Raw genomic sequence first — 19,965 nt, forward strand, 5'->3', positions numbered from 1 at the left:
ATGACGGTGGCGGGGGGGACGACGGCCGGGGGCGGGCCGCTGCTGCTGGTAGGTGCGAGCGGGCTGGCTCGCGAGGTGCTGGCCCTGGCGGCCGAGACGGGACGTCCCGTGCTCGGCGTGCTCGACGACCGGCACGCCGACCTGCCGCCCACGGTCGGCGGGGTGCCGGTCCTTGGCCCGGTGGCGCAGGCCTCGGCATATCCCTCCGCTGATCTGCTCCTGTGCATCGGGCCGAGCGCGTCCCGTGCCGCGGTGCTCGCACGGCTGGATCCCGGGTCACGGTTCGCCGGCGTCGTCGACCCCTCGGTGCGCAACCCCGCGGGGTGCCCCGTCGGGTCCGGGTCCATCCTCCTGGCCGGTGTGACCATCACCGCCGACGCCCGCGTCGGTGCGCATGTCGTGGCGATGCCGGGAGTGACCGTGACCCATGACTGCTGGGTGGACGACCTCGTCACGCTCGCCGCGGGGGTGTCGCTCGGCGGCGGGGTGCGGATCGGCCGGGCCGCCTACATCGGCATGAACGCCGCCGTGCACCCGGCCGTACGGATCGGCGCCGGCGCGATCGTCGGCATGGGTTCCGTGGTGCTCCGCGACGTGCCGGACGGCGAGACGTGGGCCGGCGTGCCCGCCCGCGCCCTGGCCCCTCGTCCTGCCGTGGGGGGCACGCGATGAAGATAGTCGTGTACGTGCACCACATGGAGATCGGCGGGAGCCAGCTCAACGCGCTGGAGCTGGCCCGTGAGACGGCGGCCCGTGGGCACGACGTCGTGGTCCTCGCACCTCCCGGGGGCGCGCTGTGGGACGTGGCCCGCGGGTTCGGGCTGGACCTGGAAAGGCTGCCGACGCACCTGACCTGGCCGTCGCCCCGCAACATGGCGCACGCCGTCTCGGCGGTGCGCCGTCTGCGCGCCGACGTGGTGCACGCCTACGAGTGGGGCCCTGCGATCGACGTCGCCCTCGGTCCCCACCTGCTGCTCGGTACGCCGGCAGTGGTCACCACGCTTTCGATGTACGTGTCGGGCTATATCCCGCGGCACGTCCCGCTGATCGTGGGTACACGCCGGCTCGCGCAGGAGGCCGCGGCGAGACACCGCGACGTGCGGCTCATGGAGCCGCCGATCGACACCGCGGCGAACGTGCCGGGGAGCGCCGGCGGCACCAGGGCGCGCGACCGGTGGGGTTTCGGTCCCGAGGACGTGGTCCTGTCCGTGGTCTGCCGCCTGTCCGACGACCTCGACAAGACCGCCGGGGTGCTCGAGGCGATGTCCCTGGTCGAGCGCGAGGGCTGGAGCAGCGCACTGACCCTGCTCGTCGTGGGCGACGGTCCTCGGTACGACGACGTCGCCGCACGGGCTCGCGCGATCAACGCGATGGTCGGACGGCGCGCCGTCGTCGTCGCCGGTGCGCTGGACGACCCGCGGCCGGCGTACGCCGCCGCCGACGTCGTGCTGGGGATGGGCAGCTCTGTGCTCAAGGGGATGGCGTTCAGCAAGCCGGTGGTGGTCCAGGGTGAGCGCGGCTTCTGGCAGCGTCTCGACGAGGAGAGCCTCGGCACGTTCCTGGAACAGGGCTGGTACGGATCCGGCGGACGCGGTGTGGCGGCGCTGTCGGACGCCCTGGGGCCGCTGGTCCGCAAGCCCGGGCTGCGCGCGACCCTCGGTACGTTCGGACAGCGGATCGTCACAGAACGTTTCTCCCTGACGTCGGCGGCCGCGGACCTCGAGCAGGTCTACCGCGAGGCCCCGGCCGCCGGGCGCCGCTCGGCGCCGTCGCTCGCCCGGACCTTCGCCCTCGTCGCACGGGACACCGCGCGCGGCCGCCTGCGGGAGCGGCCCGCACATGGCTGACGGGCAGGCTCTGAGCGGCCGGGTCGGACGTGCGCTGCGCTGGAGCACCACCGGCACGCTGGTGGTGCGCCTGGGCAACCTCGGCCTCGGGATCGTCATCGCGCGCATCGTGTCTCCGGAGGAGTTCGGCCTGTACGCGATCGCCCTGACGGTGCAGAGCGTCGTCATGTCCCTCGCGGACCTCGGACTGAGCGCCGACCTGGTCCGTAGCCCCGACTTCGCCCGGCGCGCGGGACCCGTCGCGGTGCTCGGGCTCGCGACCGGCAGCGTCCTGGCCGTGGCCACGGCCCTGTTCGCGCCTGCGCTCGCCACCGCGATGGGCGACTCCGGAGCGGCCGGGCCCATCGCCATCCTTGCGGGTACGTTCCTGCTCGCCGGCGTGGGCGTCGTGCCGTTCGCCACGCTCCAGCGCCGCCTGGACCAGCGTGGCCTGTTCCGGTCCAACGCCGTCGACTTCGGCGTCGGCGCGGCGGTGACGCTCGTGCTGGCGGCTCTGGGCCACGGCCTGATCGGCCTGGCCGTCGGCCGGGTGGCCGGACTGGCGTGCGGTGTCGCCGTACAGTTCTGGCTCGCCCGGACCGGTCTGCGACTCTCCTGGGACCCGACGGTCGCGCGCTCCGTCCTGGCGTTCGGCCTGCCCGTCGCTGCGGCGAACCTGCTGTCCTGGGTGCTGCTGTCGGTCGACCGCGTGGTGCTCGGGAACGTCGCGGGCGCCGTCGAGCTCGGGTACTACGTGCTCGCCGCCAACATCTCGACCTGGCCCATGACCCTGGTGGGGCAGGCCCTGCGGTCGGTGACGCTGCCTGCCTTCTCCCAGGTGCGGGAGCGTGCCCGAGCCGTGTTGGTCCCGCTGGTCGCGCCGGTGTGGTGGGCGGTCGCCGCCGCGGCGGCGATGCTCGCCTCGCTCGCCCACCCGGTGGTGGTGCTCGTCTACGGGGCCCGGTGGGAGCCTGCGGCCCAGATCCTGGTGCCGCTCGCCGTGGTCGGCGCCGTGCGCGTCGTCGCGGACGTCCTCGCCGGCTACCTGTACGCGCTCGGCCGTTCGCGCGGCGTGCTCGTGGTCCAGATCGTCTGGCTCGTGGCCCTGATCCCTGCCGTCATCGTGGGTGCCAGGCTCGACGGGAGCGTCGGCGTCGCCGTGGCCCAGGCCGCCGTGGCCGTCGCTGTGCTGGTACCCGCCTACCTCGTGCTGCTGCGCAGGTCCCGCGACGAGGTGGGCGCACTGGCCCGCACGCTCGCGGTGCCGGGCGTGGCGGCGGTGTGCGCCGTCCTCGCGGGCGTGCTCGTCGCGGACCGGGTGGGTGACCCGCTGTGGGGCGGCCTGCTCGGTGGCGTCGCGACGCTCGGCGTCTACACGGCAACCACTCTCGCCTGGGCGCTCCCGCGCCTGCGCGCCGTCCGGGCCACGCTCGACGGCCCTGACACCCCTGACACCCCCGACCCACCAGAGACGGCCGAGATGGCCGAGGCGGATACCGGCCTGGCCGGCCGGCCGAGAGGAACAACCCGATGACCGAAACCATGACCAGCACCTCCGCGGCGCCGCCCCGGCTACCGGTGCCGTTCCTGGACCTCGGTGTCCAGACCGCCGAGGTCGAGGCGGAGGTCCGCGAGCGCTGGGACCGGATCCTGAGCACCTCGGGCTTCGTCCTGGGGCCGGAGGTCGAGCGCTTCGAGAGCGAGTTCGCCGCCTACTCCGGGGCGCGGCACGCCATCGGCGTCGGCAACGGCACCGACGCCCTCGAGATCGGCCTGCGGGCCGCGGGGATCGGCGCCGGCGACGAGGTGATCGTCCCGGCCAACACGTTCTTCGCCACGGCGGAGGCGGTGCTGCGCTGCGGCGCCGGCCTCGTGGTCGCCGACGTCGACGACGACTACCTGCTGGACCCGCTGGACGTCGCCGCCCGGGTCACGCCGCGGACCCGGGCGGTCGTCGCCGTCCATCTCTACGGGCAGATGGCGCCCGTGGCGCGGCTGCGCGAGGTGGTGGGCCCGGACGTCCTCCTGGTCGAGGACGCCGCGCAGTCCCAGGGCGCCCGCCGGGACGGGTTCCGCTCGGGCGGGACGGGCGACGTGGCGGCCACGAGCTTCTACCCCGGCAAGAACCTGGGCGCGTTCGGCGACGGGGGCGCGGTCCTGACCTCGTCCGACGACATCGACCAGCGGGCACGCCGCCTGCGCAACCACGGTGGCGTCAACCGGTACGAGCACCTGGAGGTCGGGACCAACTCCCGGCTCGACGCCCTGCAGGCGGCAGTCCTGTCGGTGAAGCTGACCCGGCTGGACGGCTGGAACGCCCAGCGATCGGCAGCGGCCGCCCGGTACGGGGCGCTGCTGGCCGACGCGTTCGCGGACGTGCCCGAGCTCGTGGTGCCGCGCGAGCTGCCCGGCGCGGCGCACGTGTGGCACCTGTACGTGGTGCAGGTCCCGGACCGGCCGGCGGTGTCGGCCGCGCTCGGGGCTGCGGGGATCGGGCACGGCATCCACTACCCGGCGCCCGTCCACCTGCTCCCTGCCACTGCCCACCTGGGTCTCCGCGCGGGACTCGCGCCGCGCGCCGAGGCCCACACCGACCGGATCCTGTCGCTGCCGATGTTCCCCGGCATCACCGCGTCGCAGCAGGAGCACGTCGTCCGGACCCTGCACAGCACGGTGACGGGCCGGACCGCACCGTCGACGGTGATCCCGTGAGCACCGGAACGCTCGACCGGGCGGCCACGGCGTGGCGCGCGTGGGTGGACCGACACGCCACGGGCGGTCCGACCGCCGGTGGCCGGCTGGTCCCCTGGCTCGCCGGCTGGGTCCGGTCGCCGCTGGCGCCCCAGGCGGTCCGCCGGCTGGCGCCGTCGGTCCCCCACACCAAGCCTCGGGTCTCGGTGGTGGTGCCGTGCTTCGGCTACGGCCGGTTCCTGGAGCAGACCGTCGGCAGCCTCGTCACCCAGACGGGCGTCGACGTCGAGGTGATCATCGTCGACGACGCCTCGACGGACGACAGCCTGGCCGTAGCCCGCGCGCTGGCGGAGCGGCACCCGGCGGTGCGCGTCGTCGCGAACAGGCACAACGTCGGTCAGGTCGAGTCCTTCAACAAGGGCTGGGCGGTGAGCACCGGGGAGTTCGTCGTGCGGCTGGACGCCGACGACATGCTGCCGCCTGGCGCGCTCGCCCGGGCGGCCGCCGTCCTGGAGCGGCACCCCGAGGTGGGCCTGGTCTACGGGCATCCGCACCATTTCGACGACGGGACCGTTCCCGAGCCCGCGCTGGGTGAGCTGTCCTGGACGATCTGGAGCGGGCGAGCGTGGCTGGCCGAGCGGTGCCGCACGGGGGTCAGCTGCATCACGTCACCCGAGGTGGTGATGCGTTCCGCCCTGCTCAAGGAGTTCGGGCCGCTGGACCCGGCACTCCGCTTCACCATGGACGTGGAGATGTGGCTGCGGCTCGCCGCCGTCAGCTCCGTTGCATACGTGGGCGGAGCCGATCAGGCCCTGCACCGCGAGCACGCGGCCAGCCTGAGCGTCAACGAGGGGTCGGGCGCGCTGCTGGACCTGCGCGCCCGCGCCGACGCCTACGACCGGCTGTTCGCCAACGTCGGGGACCGGCTGTCCGACGCGACCGATCTGCACGACCGGGCGCGGGCAGCGCTGGCAAGGGACGCGCTGCGGTACGCGGCGGCGGCCGCCGACCGGAACGAGCCGCCGGACGCGTACCTCGGCTTCGCCGCCGACGTGTGGCCGATGTCGAAGAGCTGGCGATCGACCCAGCGCGTGCAGCAACGGGCCGAGGTGGCCGAGCGGCCCGGACCGTCCCGCGCGCCGAGGGTCGGCGCCGCCGTGCGGCGCGCCGCACGGCGGGCCCGCACCGAGCTGCTGTACCTCCGCTGGGCGACGTCCGGCCTGTGACCAAGGGGACCTGCTGATGAACCGGCTGACCAGAACCACCGCGACGATCCGCCGCCTGCGCCGTGCGGGCGTGCACGGAGTGGCCCAGCGGGTGGCCGCGCGTGCGTACCGGGCCACCGACGCGGTGGCGCTCAGCTTCCAGCTCGATCCCGCTGACGTCGCCGGCACGGTCCCGGACGCGCTGCCGACGCCAGAGGCCGCGCCGCCCGGCCGGCCGCTCACGGTGGGCTGGGTGACGTCGCCGCCCGCGGCGGGCTCGGGCGGGCACACCACCCTGTTCCGCATGGTCGAAGGGCTGGAGGCGCGCGGCCACGCCTGTGTCGTGTTCCTCTACGACCGGCACGGGCTCGACGTCGCCCAGCGCACCGCGGCGCTGCGGCACGGCTGGCCGGGGGTGCGGGCAGAGGTCCGGGACGCGCGCGCGGGCATCAGTGGCGTGGACGCCGTCGTGGCGTCCTCGTGGGAGTCGGCCCACGTCCTGCTCGCCTACGACGCCGAGCCCGCACACCGGCTGTACTTCATCCAGGACTACGAGCCCTACTTCTACCCGCGCGGGTCCGAGTACGAGCTGGCGGCCATGAGCTACCGGTTCCCGTTCCGGCGCATCGCGCTCGGCGAGATGGTCGCGGGATGCCTCCGCTCCGAGCTGGGTCAGCACAGCGACGTCGTCCCCTTCGGGTGCGACACCGGCGTCTACCACCTGCCGGAGGCCGAGACCCCCCGGTCAGGGGTGGTGCTCTACGCCAAGCCGGACGTCGGCCGCCGCGGCTATCTCCTGGCCCGCCTGGCGCTCGAGCGCTTTCACCGCACGCACCCGGACGAGGAGATCCACGTCTACGGGTCACGGCCCACAGGCTTGCCGTTCCCGGTGTCGTACCACGGGAGCCTCACGCCGGCGGAGCTCAACGAGCTGTACGGGCGCGTCGTGGCCGGGCTGGCGATGTCCTTCACCAACATCTCGCTCGTGGCGGAGGAGATGCTCGCCGCCGGCGTCGTGCCCGTCGTCAACGACTCCCGGCTCGCCCGCGCCGACCTGCCCAACGCGTACGTCGGGTGGGCCGAGCCGACTCCGGCGGGCATCGCCGCTGAGCTCGCGGCCGCCGTCGACCGGCCGGACGGCGCCGCCTACGCTGCGAAGGCCGCCGCGAGCGTCATGGGGCGGTCCTGGGGGCCGGCACAGGAGCTGGTGGCGCAGATCGTCGAGGACGAGGTGTGGCGCGGTGGCCGCGCGTAGCGGGTCGGCGCCCGCGTGCCTCGAGCACCGCGATGACGGCGAACGTGGCGGCCGCGCCGAGCACGCCCGCCATCCCGACGCTCCGGGCGCGCGAACCCTTCACCTGGTGCACCACCGTCGACTCGGGGGCTACCGTCACGGTGATGTCGTTGACGGGCGCCACCCCGGCATCGCGCTGGAGGCGGTCCAGCTCCTCGGCGATCTGCGCGATGATCTCGCCCTGCCGCGTCGCGGCCTGGTCGGCGGTGGCCGCGACGACCTCGACGTACAGGACCTGCTCGGCGAAGTGGGGGGCCCACTGGCCGCCCGTGTCGGGCAGGCGGATCGACCAGCCGTCACGTACCCCCTCGCCGACCAGCGTCGCGTCCGGCGAGGCGTACTTGGTGACCGCGTCCGGCCCCGAGATCGACTTGGCGACCACGCCCGCCGTGATGATCAGGTCCTCGGAGGTGGTGCGCAGAGAGTTCGGGTAGTCGGTGCTCGGGGGCGCGAGGAAGACGACCTGCGTGCGGCTCCAGAAGACGCCGTCGTCCAGCGTCGTGGAGTACATGAGTCCGAGCGTGGCCACGGCGCCCGCCACCAGGACGGTCCAGCGTCGCAGCGCCGCTCGCACCAGGTCCCACACCGTCATGGCATCTCCGCTATTTCTCTTCAGCGGGCGAAATTCACGCCAGAATTCCTTGACTCGTTCCTTTCCCCGCCCTCGCACGATACCTTTGTCGAGCGCGGCGTGATACGCCCGGAAAGGGTGAACAAATGTCATTCCTCGAGGTGATCGCAGCCCTGGGCCGCCAGTGGATGGTGACGGTCGCCGGGCTCCTGGCGACCGCCGCACTGGTCTGGGGGGCCGCCGTCGTGGAGCCGCCCGTCTACACAGCGCGTGCCCTGGTCCTCCTTGTGCCCTCCGAGCAGGCCGTCGGCAAGGGCGGCAACCCGTTCCTGGCGCTCGGCGGGCTCGACCTCCCGGCGCGTGTGGTGGTCGCGTACTACGAGAGCGACGGCGCCAAGGCCCAGTTCACCTCCGGCTCCCCCGACGCCGAGTACGTCGTGGCCATCGAGGAGTCGACCCGCGGACCGGTGATCGCCGTCGACGTGACGGACGCGACGCCGCAGCGCGCCCTCGAGACCCTCGAGCTGCTCACCTCGTCGATCCCGGTCGAGCTGGAGCGGCTCCAGGCCGAGGTCGACGCGCCGCGGAACGCCGTCGTGTCGACGCTCGTCCTCGCCAAGGACGAACGGGCGGAGATCGACACCAGCGGCACGGTGCGGATACTCATCGCTGCCGCCGGCGTCGGGCTGGTGACGACCGTCGTCGGCGCCGTGGCGACCGACGGGATGCGCCGCAGCCGGGCCCGGAGCCGGGTACCGGTCACGGGGCCGCCGGTCCTCAAGCCGCCGGACAGCGGTCCGCCCTGGAACAACCCAGCCCCCGACACCCGCGACCGCCGGAGGGACGACACGCCCGCCCGGGCGTCCACAGCGGAGTCACGGTGACGCAGGCACGGCCCGCCGCGACCCACCGGCATGCGGCGCCGGCACGGGCCACGTTCCGGCGGGCCGTGCCGTTCGACGTCGTCACGTGGCTCTCGATCTACCTCGTCCTGCTGTTCGCCGTGCCGTCGAAGCTGGTGATCGGGCCACTCGGCAGCGCGGGGGCGCCGTCGATGGTGGCAGGCCTCGCGAGCCTGCTGCTGTGGGTACTGATCGGCGTCGGCGCGGCCGGGCCGACGCTGAGCCGTCCCCGGCAGGTCCGGGTGGCGCTCGGGCTGTTCCTGTTCGGCGTCGGGGTGTCGTACGCCATCGCCATGTCGCGGCCGGTCGTGTCGGGTGAGGTGAGCCCCGCCGACGTCGGGCTCCTGTCGCTGCTCGCCTGGTCCGGCATGCTCCTCCTCGCGCACGACGGGATCAGGTCCGCCGCGCGACGCGACCAGCTGGTGTGGCGGCTCGCCCTCGCGGGCGGTGCCCTTGCCGTGCTGGGGCTCGCTCAGTTCGTCGTCGGCGAGCTGTTCGTGGACCGGATCTCCCTGCCCGGGCTGACCCTCACGTCGCCGTACGAGCTCGGTGAACGCAACGGACGCGTCCGCCCGCAGGGCACAGCGGCCCACCCGATCGAGTACGGCGTGCTGGTCACCATGCTCTTGCCGCTGGCGCTGCACGTCGGTTTCCAGCACACCGAGCGCCGGGCCCTGGTGCGCTGGGCTCCTGCGGCGGCATCGCTCGCGCTGGTGCCCGCGACGGGTTCCCGCTCGGCCTACGTGGGGGCCGCCGTCGGCCTCGTGATCATGCTCGTCGGCTGGAGGGGATCGCGGCGCCGCGTGATGCTCGGCGTCACCGCGGCGGGCACGGTCGCAGGACTGGTGGTCGCCCCTGGAATGCTTGCGTCGATCCTCGGCCTGTTCACCGGCGCCGCCGACGACCCGAGCGTCGCCTCAAGGACCGGGTCGTTCGCGCTGGCGGGCGACTTCATCGCACGAGACCCCCTGTTCGGACGAGGGCTGGGCACCTTCCTGCCCACCTACCGGATCTTCGACAACCAGTACCTGCTGCTCCTGGTGACCATCGGCGTCGTGGGCACAGCTCTGTTCTGCGGCCTCGGCGTGGCGGCGGTCCGGGTGCTCATGCGGGCGCGCGCACTCAGCGCGGGCACCGACGCCAGGTCCCACGACCTCGCGCTGGCCCTCATCGCCTCGGTCGTCGTCGGGTTCGTCAGCCTGTTCTTCTTCGACGCGTTCGCGTTCCCGATGACGATGGGCGCCCTCTTTCTCCTGATAGGTCTGACGGGGTCGCTCCGCGCCCCGGCATAACCGCGCCGGCCTGTCCGTCAATCACCCGGATATTCACCCTCCACCGTATTCCGCGCCGGTACTTCTTCGTTCACGATAAACAAATGATCAATCTCTGCTTTCACGGTATCGGGACGCCGCCCGACGGTGTCCCCGCAGAGGAGGCTTCCTACTGGATCGGTGTCGACACGTTCCGCCGGGTCCTTGACCTGGTCGCCGAGCGCCCGGACGTGCGGATCAGCTTCGACGACGGCAACGCCTCCGACGTCACCGTCGCGCTGCCGGACCTGCTGGAGCGGGGGCGGGTCGCCGAGTTCTTCGTCATCGCGGGCCGTGTCGGGGACTCCGGCTCGCTGTCCGCCGACGACGTGCGCCGGCTGCGCCTCGCCGGGATGGGTGTCGGGTCGCACGGGATGCACCACCGCGTGTGGCGCAGGCTGAGCCCCGCCGAGCAGCACGAGGAGCTCGTGGTCGCCCGCCGGCGGCTCGAGGAGATCCTGGGCGAGCCGGTGCGCACGGCCGCGTGCCCGCTCGGCCGGTACGACCGCGTGACCCTGGCCGCGCTGCGGCGGCTGCGGTACACCCGCGTCTACACCAGCGACCGGGCACTGGCCCGGCCCGGTACCTGGCGGCAGGCCCGGTTCAGCCTCCGCGCCCACGACACGGCCGACGACGTCGCCGGCTGGCTCCGGCACGGCGACCGCTCCACCACCCGGCTCGCCGACTCGGCACGCACCTTCGTCAAGGGGCTGCGCTGATGGGGGCAGAGGTCGCGGCGGTCATCGTGACCTACAACAGCGCCCGGCACGTCGGCGCCCTCCTGGACAGCCTGCCCGACGCCTTCGGCGACGTCCCGTACACGGCGGTGGTCGTCGACAACGGGTCCACCGACGGGACACCGGCGCTGCTGCGGCGCCGGGGCGACTGCGCGGTCGTCGAGAGCGTGAACGACGGCTACGGGGCCGGCATGAACCGCGCGGTGCGCCACGCACCGGAGACGGCCGCGATCCTCGTGCTCAACCCGGACGTGGAGCTCGACGCCGATGCGGTGCCGCGGATGCTGAGCGTGCTCCGCAGACGAGAGGCCGGCATCGTGGTTCCCCGCACGCGCGAGGCCGACGGGAGCCTGTCCCCGACCCTGCGGCGCACGCCGACCGTGGCTCGCGCCGGAGGGCTCAGCTTCACCCGCGTGCCGTTGCTCGCGGAGCGGATCGATGACCCGCGGGCCTACGCCACCGAGCACGCCGTGGACTGGGCGGTCGGCGCGATCTGGCTCGTGGACCGGGAGTGCTTCGACGCCGTGGGCGGATTCGACGAGTCGTACTTCCTGTACTCCGAGGAGACGGACTTCGCGCTCCGGGCGAGGGACCGCGGCTGGGTCACGGTCTACGCGCCGACGGCGGGCGGCATGCACATCGGTGGCGGGTCCGGCACCAGCCCCGAGACCCACACCATGCAGATGCTGAACCGGGTGCGCCTGATCAGGCGCCGCCGCGGCACGGGAGCCGCCTGGCTGTACTACGCGCTGACCTTGCTCGTGGAGCTCCGCCGCGGCCTCCTGGGCCACCGGGCGTCCTGGCCGACGCTGCGGGCGCTCGTGCGCCCGGCCCTGCGCCCGGCCGCGCTCGGGGCGAGCGACGCGGTGCTGCCGCGATGAGCCCTCCGGGGGACGATGTGGCGCCGGGGGCGCCGCTCGCATCCGTCGTCATTCCCGCCCATGACGAGGAACGCACGATCGGCCGCCTCCTTGAGGCGTTGTGCGCCGAACCCGGCAGGTTCGAGACGGTCGTCGCGTGCAACGGGTGCACTGATGAGACGGCGCACGTGGCCGCGCGGTACCCGGTGTCCGTGCTCGACCTGCCTGAGCCGTCCAAGACGCGCGCCCTGCGCGCCGCCGACCAGGTGGCCCGGACGTTCCCCCGGGTGTACCTCGACGCCGACGTCGAGATCAGCGCCGACGGCGTGGCTCGGCTCGCGGCCGCCGTCGGCCCTGGGCGCGCGGCCGTCGCGGCACCACGGCGCGTGATGCCCCGCACGGGGGTCACCGTGCTCGCCCGCTGGTACTACGACGTCTGGGAGGCGTTGCCCACCGTGCGTTCCGGCCTCTTCGGGCGCGGGGTCCTTGCCGTGTCCGAGGACGGCGCGCACCGGGTCGGAGCGCTGCCCGAGATGATGGCCGACGACCTCGTGCTCTCCGAGACGTTCGCACCGGCCGAGCGCGTCATCGTGCAGGACGTCACCGTCGTGGTGCACCCGGCGCGCACCCTGCGCGACCTCGTCCGCCGCCGTGCACGGGTGACGACGGGCAATGTCCAGGCCGACCGGTCCGGGCTGCGCGGCGCCGACGCGCGCACGACGCTCGGCGACCTCTGGCAGGTCGCGCGCGAGCGGCCGGGCCTGGCACCGCGGATCCCCGTGTTCCTCTGCGTCGTGCTCGCCGGGCGCGCCCGCGCCCGTGCGGCCGTGCGCGCGGGCGACTTCACCACCTGGGAACGCGACACCAGCTCCCGGTGACCGGCGCCGTCAGGGCTCCGGTCTAGGTGCCGCTTCCGGTGCACTCGATCGCGGCGCCAGGAGTCGTCAGACCGTCGCTCACCGTCACGACGTGTGCCTGCCAGCTGGTCAGCGCCGAGCACAGGACGTCGACCGGCCCGTAGCCCCAGCTGTCCCGCACCACCTGCAGGTCGCGCACGGTTCCTGGCGTGCCGGCACGGAACGGGTAGCCGCCGCCCTCGACCAGGAGCCCGTCGATGGTCAGCGACGTGTTGCCCTGGCCGCTCGGGTAGAAGAAGGGCGCGGTGCCAGAGCAGTCCTCGCGCTCGCGCATGATGATCCAGGTCCGCCGGACGGTCACGCTGCCGCCGCCGTACCCCTGGATACCGTCGCCGTGCCAGTCCGGACAGACGTCGGGCGGGGTGATCCGGACGAACGAGTCCTCGACGACGACGTCGCCGCACTGCTTGGCGCCCACCCGGATCCCCTCGGGCACACCGTCGATCACCACGTCCCGTACCGTGAACCCGCCGTTCCCGATGACCGGCAGGTCGGTGTCGTGCGTCGGCGCGGACCCCGCGACGAACAGGGACTCCTCGACCACCAGGCCGGACCCGCAGGTGTCGCCGGCGTCGTTCACCACCTTGGCCCCGACGGCGTGCACCCGCCGCAGCGTGACGTCCTGCGCCGCGACATGGATGACGCCGTCCGTGATCCGCAGGTCCTCGACCACGGTCCCCGCCGTGCGGATCCAGAGGTCCCCCGTGTGGGTACGTCGCGGTGACCACCCGGCGGGCAACCCGGCGGTCTCGGCCGTCGGGAACGTGATGGGCGTTGCCGCAGCGACGGACGAGGAGACGTCGCCGGCTGCCGTCGACCCGGCGGCGTCGCCCGACGGCCCGGACGCGGTGGAGTCCTCTGGCGGCGACGTCAGAGGTGCCGGACCGATCGTGGTGAGCGCAGTGGCGACCAGCGCGCCGACGAACCACCGGAGCGCCACCCGCCAGGACGGGGTGCCCATGCGACCCATCCTGGCACGCCGGTCCTCGTCGCTCATCCTGGCACCGGGCCGGCGCCCGTCGCGCGCGAGGCGGCGACCTGCTCGTAGAGGTCCGTCATGCGCTCGATCCGGCGGTCCCACAGGTGGGTCGCCGCCACGTGCTCGCGGGCCGCGTCGCCCATCCGCAGCCGCAGGCCCGGGTCCGTGACCAGGCGGCGGACCGCAGTGGCCACGTCCCGTGCGAGCTGTGCCGGTGACTCGGCCGGCAGCCGGACCGCACACGCGTCGGACACGTTCGCCCCCGGACCACCGCGGCCGCACACGACGAGCGGCAGCCCGTGCGCCATGGCCTCGAGCACGACGGCGCCGCCCGGCTCGCGGTAGCTCGGGAAGACGAAGACGTCGGCACGCTCGTAGAAGTGGTCGACCTCAGCGCGGGACACCGCGCCGTGGACCAGGACGCGGTCCTCGAGCCCGAGGTCACGCACCAGGTCGGCGCACGCAGCGCGGTCGGGCCCGTCCCCGACGACGTCGAGCACCACCGGGAGGTCGCGCAGCAGCGTCATGGCACGGATCACGTCCCTGGCTCCCTTGGTACGCACCAGGCGCCCGACATGCAGCAGGCGGACCGGACCGGGACGGCCCGACCGGTCGTTCAGGGGCGGGACCGCGTGGACGGCCACGTCACCGAGCTCCTCGAACCGACGGAGCCGCAGGTCGCCCAGGAGCTCACGCACGTAGGGGGCGATGCCCACCACGCAGTCGGCGCCCTCGTAGGTCGCGCGCAGGAGCGGATCCCGCCTGAGCCGGAACCGGTCGAGCCCACGGAGCCGCTGGTACCAGGGCGTCGCCCCCTCCTCGAGGGCGAACGCGGGCGGGGACTCCAGGCTGCCGCCGACCGGCCCCACCACCAGAGGGACACCCAGGCCGACGACGGGTGACGGGTAGCGCAGCGCCACGGGCGTCACCTGATGTGCCACGTCGAACCGGTCACCCGCCGCGAGGCGCCTCCTGACGTAGCGCCTTGCGCGCACGTAGAACGGCACGTACGCCGGCTGGAGCAGGCTGTTCAGCCGCTCCGCACGGTGCACCAGCGGTGGCTCTGCCCATTCCACGACCCGGACCGCCGGGAGCTGCCGCGACGGCGGCACGTGGCCCTTCTTGTACGTCGACAGGAGGGTGACGTGAAACCGCTGCGACAGCAGGTGTGCCCACTGGTACGCGAGCCACGACTCCCCCACGTCCTCGCCGTCGCACGCCGGTGCGACCAGCAGCACGTGAGCCACGCTGGAGGAACCCGCCGATCCGTTGACGACCACCACCCGATAGTGGGTGCTGGCGCATGGCAAAGGCACCCTTCGAACGGGTGAACGCAGGGGTGAGAAATACACCGGCCACCACGCAGCGGGGAATTCCGGGATGAAATTCGACCGTCCCGGCGCTTTCACCCCGCACGCGGCCGGACACCGCGATTTCACGGGGCCATACTGCGAACGTGGCACATTCGAACAAGGTCGGGCTCAGCCCGATCACACCGGATGATCTTTCCCGCGTGGGCGAATTTCTCAGCGCGCACCTGGACAACACCCTGACGCCCGAGCGATGGGCGCGATCGCTGCGCCCCACGTGGACCACGAGCCACCCCGACCACGGGTTCCTGCTCGAGTCCGACGGCCGGGTCGTCGGCGTGTACGCAGGGGTCTACTCCGAGACGGGCGGTCCCGGCCGGCAGCGGGCGGTTTGCAACCTCGCCGCGTGGTGCGTCCTGGACGAGTTCCGCCAGCACTCGCTGCGGCTGGCGCGCGCGATGCTCACCCAGCGTGACCGCGAGCTCACCGACCTCTCCCCGAGCGGGACGGTGGTGCCGCTGAACGAGCGCCTCGGCTTCCGCCACCTGGACACGTCCGGTGCGCTGGTCGTCAACCTTGCCCTGCCCACGCGGCCCGGTGTTCGCCTGGTCACGGGGCGGGCAGACATCGAGGCCGTCCTCACGGGCGCCGACCTGGCCGCCTACCGGGACCACGCGGACTCGGCCGCTGCACGGCACGTCGTGGCCGTCGCCGACGGGCGACCGTGCTGGGTGGTGTTCCGCAGGGTGCGGCGCAAGCGGGTCGGCCTGTTCGCCTCGGTGCTCCATGTGAGCGACCGAGACGTGTTCGGCATGGTCGCGCCCGCTGTGTACCGGCACATCCTCCTGGCGCACGGGCTGCCGTTCACCCTGGTGCAGACCCGGGTGTGCGGCCATCGCCCGTGGCACTCCGTACCGCTGTCCGAGCAGCGACCGATGATGTACCTGAGCCGGGCCGGGGAGCCACCGGAATCGGTCACGTACCTCTACAGCGAGCTCACCCAGGTCCCGTGGTGAATACGGCGGGAACATTTCACCCGACCAGTGGGACCGGAATCCGACCGGGCTGCAAGAATTCACCTCCTTGAATTCGCCGTGTCGATTTCGCCGGATGATTCAGGCCGACCAGGACCGGACCGCCAGAACCACCCCCGGCCGTTTTTTTGATTCACCCGTTCTTCATGCCCATTCACCCTCTTACGGCCTGCCGGAAATGGCGACCCCCGCCGTACCGTGAACTTCGTGACAACCTCGATCCATCAGCACGTGGAGCACCAGGCCCGGGTCCGGCCCGACGCACCCGCGCTGTCCTCCCGGGACTCGACCCTGACGTATGCGCAGCTGTGGCGCGCCGCGCGGCAGGCGGCGGCACAGCTCGGCGGGCTCGGCGTGGCCCGCCACGACCGGGTGGCGGTCTACCTGGAGAAGCGGTTCGAGACGGTGGCGGCACTCTGGGGCACCTCGGTCGCCGGCGGCGTGTTCGTCCCGGTCAACCCGCTGCTCAAGGGCACGCAGGTGGCGCACGTCGTTCGCGACTCCGGTGCCCGGGTCCTGGTCACGTCGTCGGGCAGGCTGGCTGCCGTGCGCGACAAGCTCGCCGACACCGGGCTCAGCGCCGTGCTGCTCGTGGACCAGCCGGAGGGCGCTGAGGACGCGTCTCCGGCCGACGACCTGCCGGGCGTGACGGTACACCGCTGGGCATCGGCTCCCGGAGCCGGCGCGAACCCCGTCGGCGCCCCGCTGCCCGGCACCCCGCAGGCGGGACCCGACACCGACGTCGCGGCGATCCTGTACACGTCGGGCAGCACCGGGGCGCCCAAGGGCGTCGTCCTGTCGCACCGGAACCTGATCGCCGGCGCGGCCAGCGTGTCCGGCTACCTGCGCAACACCGCCGACGACGTGCTGCTCGCCGTGCTGCCCCTGAGCTTCGACGCCGGTCTCAGCCAGCTCACGACCGCGTTCGCCGTCGGCGCCCACGTGGTGCTCCTCGACTACCTGCTCCCGCGCGACGTCACCGCAACGTGCGAGCAGTACGGCGTCACCGGGATAACGGGCGTGCCGCCGCTGTGGACGCAGCTCGCTGCGGCCACCTGGCCACCCGACGCACGATCCTCGCTGCGGTACTTCGCCAACACCGGCGGGCGGATGCCACAGGCCCTCCTGCGCGAGCTGCGCGCCGTGTTCCCGACGGCGGTGCCCTACCTGATGTACGGACTGACGGAGGCGTTCCGCTCCACGTACCTGGACCCGGCCCAGGTCGATCGCCGACCGGACTCGATCGGCAGGGCCATCCCGAACGCGGAGGTCCTGGTGCTGCGACCGGACGGCACCCGGTGCGCCGACGACGAGCCGGGCGAGCTGGTGCACCGCGGCAGCCTGGTCGCGCTCGGCTACTGGAACGACCCGGAGCGGACGGCCGCGCGATTCCGTCCGGTACCCGGGTACGACGAACCGTGGCGCGCCGCCCCCGAGCCGGCCGTGTGGTCGGGCGACACCGTGGTGCGGGACGCCGAGGGATACCTCTACTTCGTGGGCCGGGCGGACGAGATGATCAAGACCTCCGGGTACCGCGTCAGCCCCACCGAGGTGGAGGAAGCGGCCCTCGGCACGGGCCTGGTGCGCGAGGCGGTCGCGCTCGGCGTGCCCGACGCCCGCCTGGGCCAGCGGATCGTCCTGGTCGCCGCGGCGCCCGGCGCGGCGGGCGCGAAGGGCGCCGGCGACGACCCGGTGGACCTGGACCGCCTGCGCAAGGAGATGCGGCAGGTACTGCCCGCCTTCATGGTCCCTGCGGAGGTCCACCTGGCCGCGTCCCTGCCCCGTACCCCGAACGGCAAGCTCGACCGGACCGCGATCCGCGACCAGGTCGCGGCGCAGGTGACCCCGTGACCGCGCAGCCGCTCACCGCCCCGCACCCTGCCGTCGCCGCCGTGCCGGTGTCAGGAGACGAGATCGTCGTGGGCGGGGTGCCCCTGGGACGCCTGGCCGCCCGCGTCGGGTCCACGCCGTTCTTCGCCTACGACCGGAAGCGCATCACCGACCGGGTGCACGAGGTCCGGGCCGCGCTCGGCGACGCGGTGCGCCTCGGGTACGCCGTCAAGGCCAACCCGATGCCTGCCGTCGTCCAGCACCTTGCCGGGCTGGTCGACGCACTGGACGTCGCCTCCACGCGGGAGATGCACACCGCGCTGGACACGGGCACCGACCCAGGGCACGTCAGCTTCGCAGGCCCCGGCAAGACGCCGGACGAGATCCGGTCCGCCGTCGCGGCGGGCGTCCTGCTCGAGCTCGAGTCGGAGACCGAGGCACGCCGCGTCGTCGCCGCTGGCGACGAGCTCGGCGTCGTCCCGCGCGTCGCGGTCCGCGTCAACCCCGACTTCGCCGTGCGCGGCTCGGGGATGCGCATGTCCGGTGGCCCGCAGCAGTTCGGCGTCGACGCCGAGCAGGTGCCTGGCCTGCTGGACTACCTGGCGGCAACCGGGGTCGACCTGACCGGTTTCCACGTCTTCGCGGGATCGCAGAACCTCGACGCGGAGCTCATCGCCCACGCCCAGCGCGCCACGGCCGAGCTCGTCGTCGCGCTCGCCGAGCACCTGCCCGGCCCCGTGCGCTACGTGAACCTGGGCGGCGGCCTCGGCATCCCCTACTTCCCGAAGGACCGGCCGGTCGACCTCGGCCGCGTCGGCGAGAGCCTCGCGGCCGTGGTGAGCGAGCTGATCGCGCCCGCCTTGCCCGAGGCAGACGTCCACATCGAGCTGGGCCGCTACCTCGTCGGCGAGGCCGGCTGCTACGTGACCCGCGTGATCGACCGCAAGGTCTCGCGCGGACGGACGTACCTGGTGGTCGACGGCGGGATGCACCACCAGCTCGCCGCGTCGGGCAACCTCGGGCAGGTGATCCGGCGCAACTACCCGGTGCTCGTCGGCAACCACATGGCAGCAGCCGAGCGGGAGCAGGTGACCGTCGTCGGCTGCCTGTGCACGCCGCTCGACGTCCTGGCGGACGACGTCTCGCTCCCCCAGGCGGAGCCCGGCGACCTGGTCGTGGTGCTCCAGGCCGGGGCCTACGGCCTGACCGCGAGCCCCACCGGATTCCTCAGCCACCCGGCACCCGCCGAGCTGCTGGTCTGACCGCCCCGACAGGAGAACACGATGAGCAGCGACGTGACACACAGCCCGTCCGGCACCGCGACCGGCGGCGAGGTAACCCTCGCTGCCGTGCTGGACGTGCTGGGCACCACCCTCGGGATCGAGGAGCGCGTCGGCACGTTCGATGCCGCAACGCCTCTCTTCGGCACCCTGCCGGAGCTGGACTCGCTGGCCGTCCTCGAGCTCCTGACCGCGCTGGAGGACCGGTTCGGGATCACGGTCGACGACGACGAGCTGACGGGCGGGCTGCTCGAGACCGCAGGCAGCCTGCACGCGTTCGTCCGCGACCGGGCTCGCTGACCTACCGAGCCCACCATGACCAGCAACGGGTACCCAGCGCGCGTCGAGGCGTCGGCGGACGTCGACGAGCGCGCGACGATCGGCGAGGGCACCACTGTCTGGCACCTCGCCCAGGTGCGGGAGGACGCCGTCGTCGGCGCCGGCTGCATCGTGGGGCGAGGCGCCTACGTCGGACCGGGTGTGCTGCTGGGCGACGGCTGCAAGCTGCAGAACTACGCCCTCGTCTACGAGCCGGCCGTGCTGGAGGACGGCGTGTTCGTCGGCCCTGCCGCCGTGCTGACCAACGACCTGTACCCCCGGGCGGTGACCCCGGACGGCACGGTCAAGACGGGCGACGACTGGAACGCGGTGGGCGTCACGGTCAGGACCGGTGCCTCCATCGGTGCCCGGGCGGTGTGCGTGGCCCCGGTGACGATCGGCCGGTGGGCCACGGTCGCCGCCGGCGCTGTGGTGACGGCCGACGTGCCCGACTTCGCCCTCGTCGCCGGGGTGCCCGCACGGCGCATCCGGTGGGTAGGGCGTGCCGGCGTGCCGCTGGAACGCATCGGTCCGGACCGATGGCGCTGCCCCGCGACCGGTGACGAGCTCACGGAGGCGGACGGGGTGCTGAGCGAGTCGTCGTCGAGCACTTCTTTTCACGGGTGAAGCGAGCTTGACCGATTTTCTCCAGGGCAGGAGAGGGATTCCGGATGAAAAACATTCATGACCTTTGATTACTCATTTTTTCGCCCATTTCTTGCTGAGGGTGAAGCTCTGGGTGAAAGGGATCCAATTAAGGCGACAGTACGCCTTTCCCGTTTTATTATTGTGTTCAGAGACCAATGATCCACGGGCCCAGGGCCCGCCCAGGATCAGCCCTCCCAGGGCTGGACGAGACAGTCCCATCATCTTTTGGCGCCTTGTCGCGCCACCATCGAGC

Annotated in this window: 19 protein-coding genes; 16 read left to right on the plus strand and 3 right to left on the minus strand. The window is 73.0% G+C overall.

Annotation, left to right across the window (positions count from 1 at the left end; genetic code table 11):
• From ACFS27_RS26945 to ACFS27_RS26970, 6 genes are read left to right on the plus strand one after another with little or no spacing between them, the layout of a single operon-like run.
• Window positions 1-672: an acetyltransferase gene (locus tag ACFS27_RS26945; RefSeq protein WP_377190101.1), complete on the plus strand. Its 672-nt coding sequence runs from the start codon at window positions 1-3 to the stop codon at window positions 670-672.
• Window positions 669-1,847 carry a glycosyltransferase family 4 protein gene (locus tag ACFS27_RS26950; protein ID WP_377190103.1) on the plus strand — a complete coding sequence of 393 codons (1,179 nt, stop codon included), beginning with the start codon at window positions 669-671 and terminating at the stop codon, window positions 1,845-1,847. Before ACFS27_RS26945 ends, ACFS27_RS26950 begins: the two co-directional genes overlap by 4 nt.
• On the plus strand, window positions 1,840-3,360 hold the full coding sequence (locus tag ACFS27_RS26955; protein WP_377190105.1) for an oligosaccharide flippase family protein: 1,521 nt from the start codon (window positions 1,840-1,842) through the stop codon (window positions 3,358-3,360). Before ACFS27_RS26950 ends, ACFS27_RS26955 begins: the two co-directional genes overlap by 8 nt.
• On the plus strand, window positions 3,357-4,538 hold the full coding sequence (locus tag ACFS27_RS26960; protein WP_377190107.1) for a DegT/DnrJ/EryC1/StrS family aminotransferase: 1,182 nt from the start codon (window positions 3,357-3,359) through the stop codon (window positions 4,536-4,538). Before ACFS27_RS26955 ends, ACFS27_RS26960 begins: the two co-directional genes overlap by 4 nt.
• Window positions 4,535-5,743: a glycosyltransferase family 2 protein gene (locus ACFS27_RS26965; protein ID WP_377190108.1), complete on the plus strand. Its 1,209-nt coding sequence runs from the start codon at window positions 4,535-4,537 to the stop codon at window positions 5,741-5,743. Before ACFS27_RS26960 ends, ACFS27_RS26965 begins: the two co-directional genes overlap by 4 nt.
• A gap of 16 nt (window positions 5,744-5,759) precedes the next feature.
• Window positions 5,760-6,977: a rhamnosyltransferase WsaF family glycosyltransferase gene (locus ACFS27_RS26970; protein ID WP_377190110.1), complete on the plus strand. Its 1,218-nt coding sequence runs from the start codon at window positions 5,760-5,762 to the stop codon at window positions 6,975-6,977.
• Here the strand turns inward: ACFS27_RS26970 and ACFS27_RS26975 are convergent.
• On the minus strand, window positions 6,895-7,608 hold the full coding sequence (locus ACFS27_RS26975) for a hypothetical protein (RefSeq protein ID WP_377190112.1): 714 nt from the start codon (window positions 7,606-7,608) through the stop codon (window positions 6,895-6,897). The genes ACFS27_RS26970 and ACFS27_RS26975 overlap by 83 nt on opposite strands.
• A 125-nt stretch (window positions 7,609-7,733) precedes the next feature.
• Here ACFS27_RS26975 and ACFS27_RS26980 point away from each other — a divergent pair, with 125 nt between their 5' ends.
• From ACFS27_RS26980 to ACFS27_RS27000, 5 genes are all read left to right on the plus strand, one after another.
• Window positions 7,734-8,471: a hypothetical protein gene (locus ACFS27_RS26980; RefSeq protein ID WP_377190114.1), complete on the plus strand. Its 738-nt coding sequence runs from the start codon at window positions 7,734-7,736 to the stop codon at window positions 8,469-8,471.
• Complete coding sequence (locus ACFS27_RS26985) at window positions 8,468-9,781, plus strand: O-antigen ligase family protein (RefSeq protein WP_377190116.1); 1,314 nt, start codon at window positions 8,468-8,470, stop codon at window positions 9,779-9,781. The genes ACFS27_RS26980 and ACFS27_RS26985 overlap by 4 nt, the downstream gene beginning before the upstream one ends.
• 83 nt (window positions 9,782-9,864) lie before the next feature.
• Window positions 9,865-10,518, plus strand: coding sequence for a polysaccharide deacetylase family protein (locus tag ACFS27_RS26990; RefSeq protein ID WP_377190118.1), 654 nt, complete (start codon window positions 9,865-9,867; stop codon window positions 10,516-10,518).
• Window positions 10,518-11,417 (plus strand): glycosyltransferase, encoded by a 900-nt coding sequence (locus ACFS27_RS26995; protein WP_377190119.1) that lies wholly within the window; start codon window positions 10,518-10,520, stop codon window positions 11,415-11,417. Before ACFS27_RS26990 ends, ACFS27_RS26995 begins: the two co-directional genes overlap by 1 nt.
• Window positions 11,414-12,274, plus strand: coding sequence for a glycosyltransferase (locus tag ACFS27_RS27000; protein ID WP_377190121.1), 861 nt, complete (start codon window positions 11,414-11,416; stop codon window positions 12,272-12,274). The genes ACFS27_RS26995 and ACFS27_RS27000 overlap by 4 nt, the downstream gene beginning before the upstream one ends.
• A gap of 22 nt (window positions 12,275-12,296) precedes the next feature.
• Here ACFS27_RS27000 and ACFS27_RS27005 read toward each other — a convergent pair whose 3' ends face one another.
• Together ACFS27_RS27005 and ACFS27_RS27010 are read right to left on the minus strand one after the other, a co-directional pair.
• Window positions 12,297-13,274 carry a hypothetical protein gene (locus ACFS27_RS27005; protein ID WP_377190123.1) on the minus strand — a complete coding sequence of 326 codons (978 nt, stop codon included), beginning with the start codon at window positions 13,272-13,274 and terminating at the stop codon, window positions 12,297-12,299.
• A gap of 32 nt (window positions 13,275-13,306) precedes the next feature.
• Window positions 13,307-14,572 (minus strand): glycosyltransferase family 4 protein, encoded by a 1,266-nt coding sequence (locus tag ACFS27_RS27010; RefSeq protein ID WP_377190125.1) that lies wholly within the window; start codon window positions 14,570-14,572, stop codon window positions 13,307-13,309.
• A gap of 176 nt (window positions 14,573-14,748) precedes the next feature.
• Here ACFS27_RS27010 and ACFS27_RS27015 point away from each other — a divergent pair, with 176 nt between their 5' ends.
• From ACFS27_RS27015 to ACFS27_RS27035, 5 genes are all read left to right on the plus strand, one after another.
• A complete protein-coding gene (locus ACFS27_RS27015) occupies window positions 14,749-15,618 on the plus strand; it encodes a hypothetical protein (protein ID WP_377190127.1) in 870 nt (289 codons plus the stop codon).
• Between the two features lie 225 nt (window positions 15,619-15,843).
• Entirely contained in the window at window positions 15,844-17,487 is a 1,644-nt protein-coding gene (locus ACFS27_RS27020; protein ID WP_377190129.1) for an acyl-CoA ligase (AMP-forming), exosortase A system-associated, read from the plus strand.
• Window positions 17,484-18,728, plus strand: coding sequence for a pyridoxal-dependent decarboxylase, exosortase A system-associated (locus tag ACFS27_RS27025; RefSeq protein ID WP_377190131.1), 1,245 nt, complete (start codon window positions 17,484-17,486; stop codon window positions 18,726-18,728). Before ACFS27_RS27020 ends, ACFS27_RS27025 begins: the two co-directional genes overlap by 4 nt.
• Before the next feature lie 21 nt (window positions 18,729-18,749).
• Window positions 18,750-19,046, plus strand: coding sequence for an acyl carrier protein (locus ACFS27_RS27030; RefSeq protein ID WP_377190133.1), 297 nt, complete (start codon window positions 18,750-18,752; stop codon window positions 19,044-19,046).
• A 15-nt stretch (window positions 19,047-19,061) separates the two neighbouring features.
• Window positions 19,062-19,691, plus strand: coding sequence for an acyltransferase (locus ACFS27_RS27035; RefSeq protein WP_377190135.1), 630 nt, complete (start codon window positions 19,062-19,064; stop codon window positions 19,689-19,691).
• Window positions 19,692-19,965 lie beyond the last annotated feature (274 nt).

Source organism: Promicromonospora vindobonensis, from assembly GCF_042685865.1.
Lineage (GTDB): Bacteria > Actinomycetota > Actinomycetes > Actinomycetales > Cellulomonadaceae > Promicromonospora > Promicromonospora vindobonensis.

Coding starts and splice junctions, on each gene's coding strand:
- ACFS27_RS26945 (WP_377190101.1), top strand. CDS start 1: ATGACGGTGGCGGGGGGGACGACGGCCGGGGGCGGGCCGCTGCTGCTG.
- ACFS27_RS26950 (WP_377190103.1), top strand. CDS start 669: ATGAAGATAGTCGTGTACGTGCACCACATGGAGATCGGCGGGAGCCAG.
- ACFS27_RS26955 (WP_377190105.1), top strand. CDS start 1,840: ATGGCTGACGGGCAGGCTCTGAGCGGCCGGGTCGGACGTGCGCTGCGC.
- ACFS27_RS26960 (WP_377190107.1), top strand. CDS start 3,357: ATGACCGAAACCATGACCAGCACCTCCGCGGCGCCGCCCCGGCTACCG.
- ACFS27_RS26970 (WP_377190110.1), top strand. CDS start 5,760: ATGAACCGGCTGACCAGAACCACCGCGACGATCCGCCGCCTGCGCCGT.
- ACFS27_RS26975 (WP_377190112.1), bottom strand. CDS start 7,608: ATGACGGTGTGGGACCTGGTGCGAGCGGCGCTGCGACGCTGGACCGTC.
- ACFS27_RS26980 (WP_377190114.1), top strand. CDS start 7,734: ATGTCATTCCTCGAGGTGATCGCAGCCCTGGGCCGCCAGTGGATGGTG.
- ACFS27_RS26990 (WP_377190118.1), top strand. CDS start 9,865: ATGATCAATCTCTGCTTTCACGGTATCGGGACGCCGCCCGACGGTGTC.
- ACFS27_RS26995 (WP_377190119.1), top strand. CDS start 10,518: ATGGGGGCAGAGGTCGCGGCGGTCATCGTGACCTACAACAGCGCCCGG.
- ACFS27_RS27000 (WP_377190121.1), top strand. CDS start 11,414: ATGAGCCCTCCGGGGGACGATGTGGCGCCGGGGGCGCCGCTCGCATCC.
- ACFS27_RS27005 (WP_377190123.1), bottom strand. CDS start 13,274: ATGGGCACCCCGTCCTGGCGGGTGGCGCTCCGGTGGTTCGTCGGCGCG.
- ACFS27_RS27030 (WP_377190133.1), top strand. CDS start 18,750: ATGAGCAGCGACGTGACACACAGCCCGTCCGGCACCGCGACCGGCGGC.
- ACFS27_RS27035 (WP_377190135.1), top strand. CDS start 19,062: ATGACCAGCAACGGGTACCCAGCGCGCGTCGAGGCGTCGGCGGACGTC.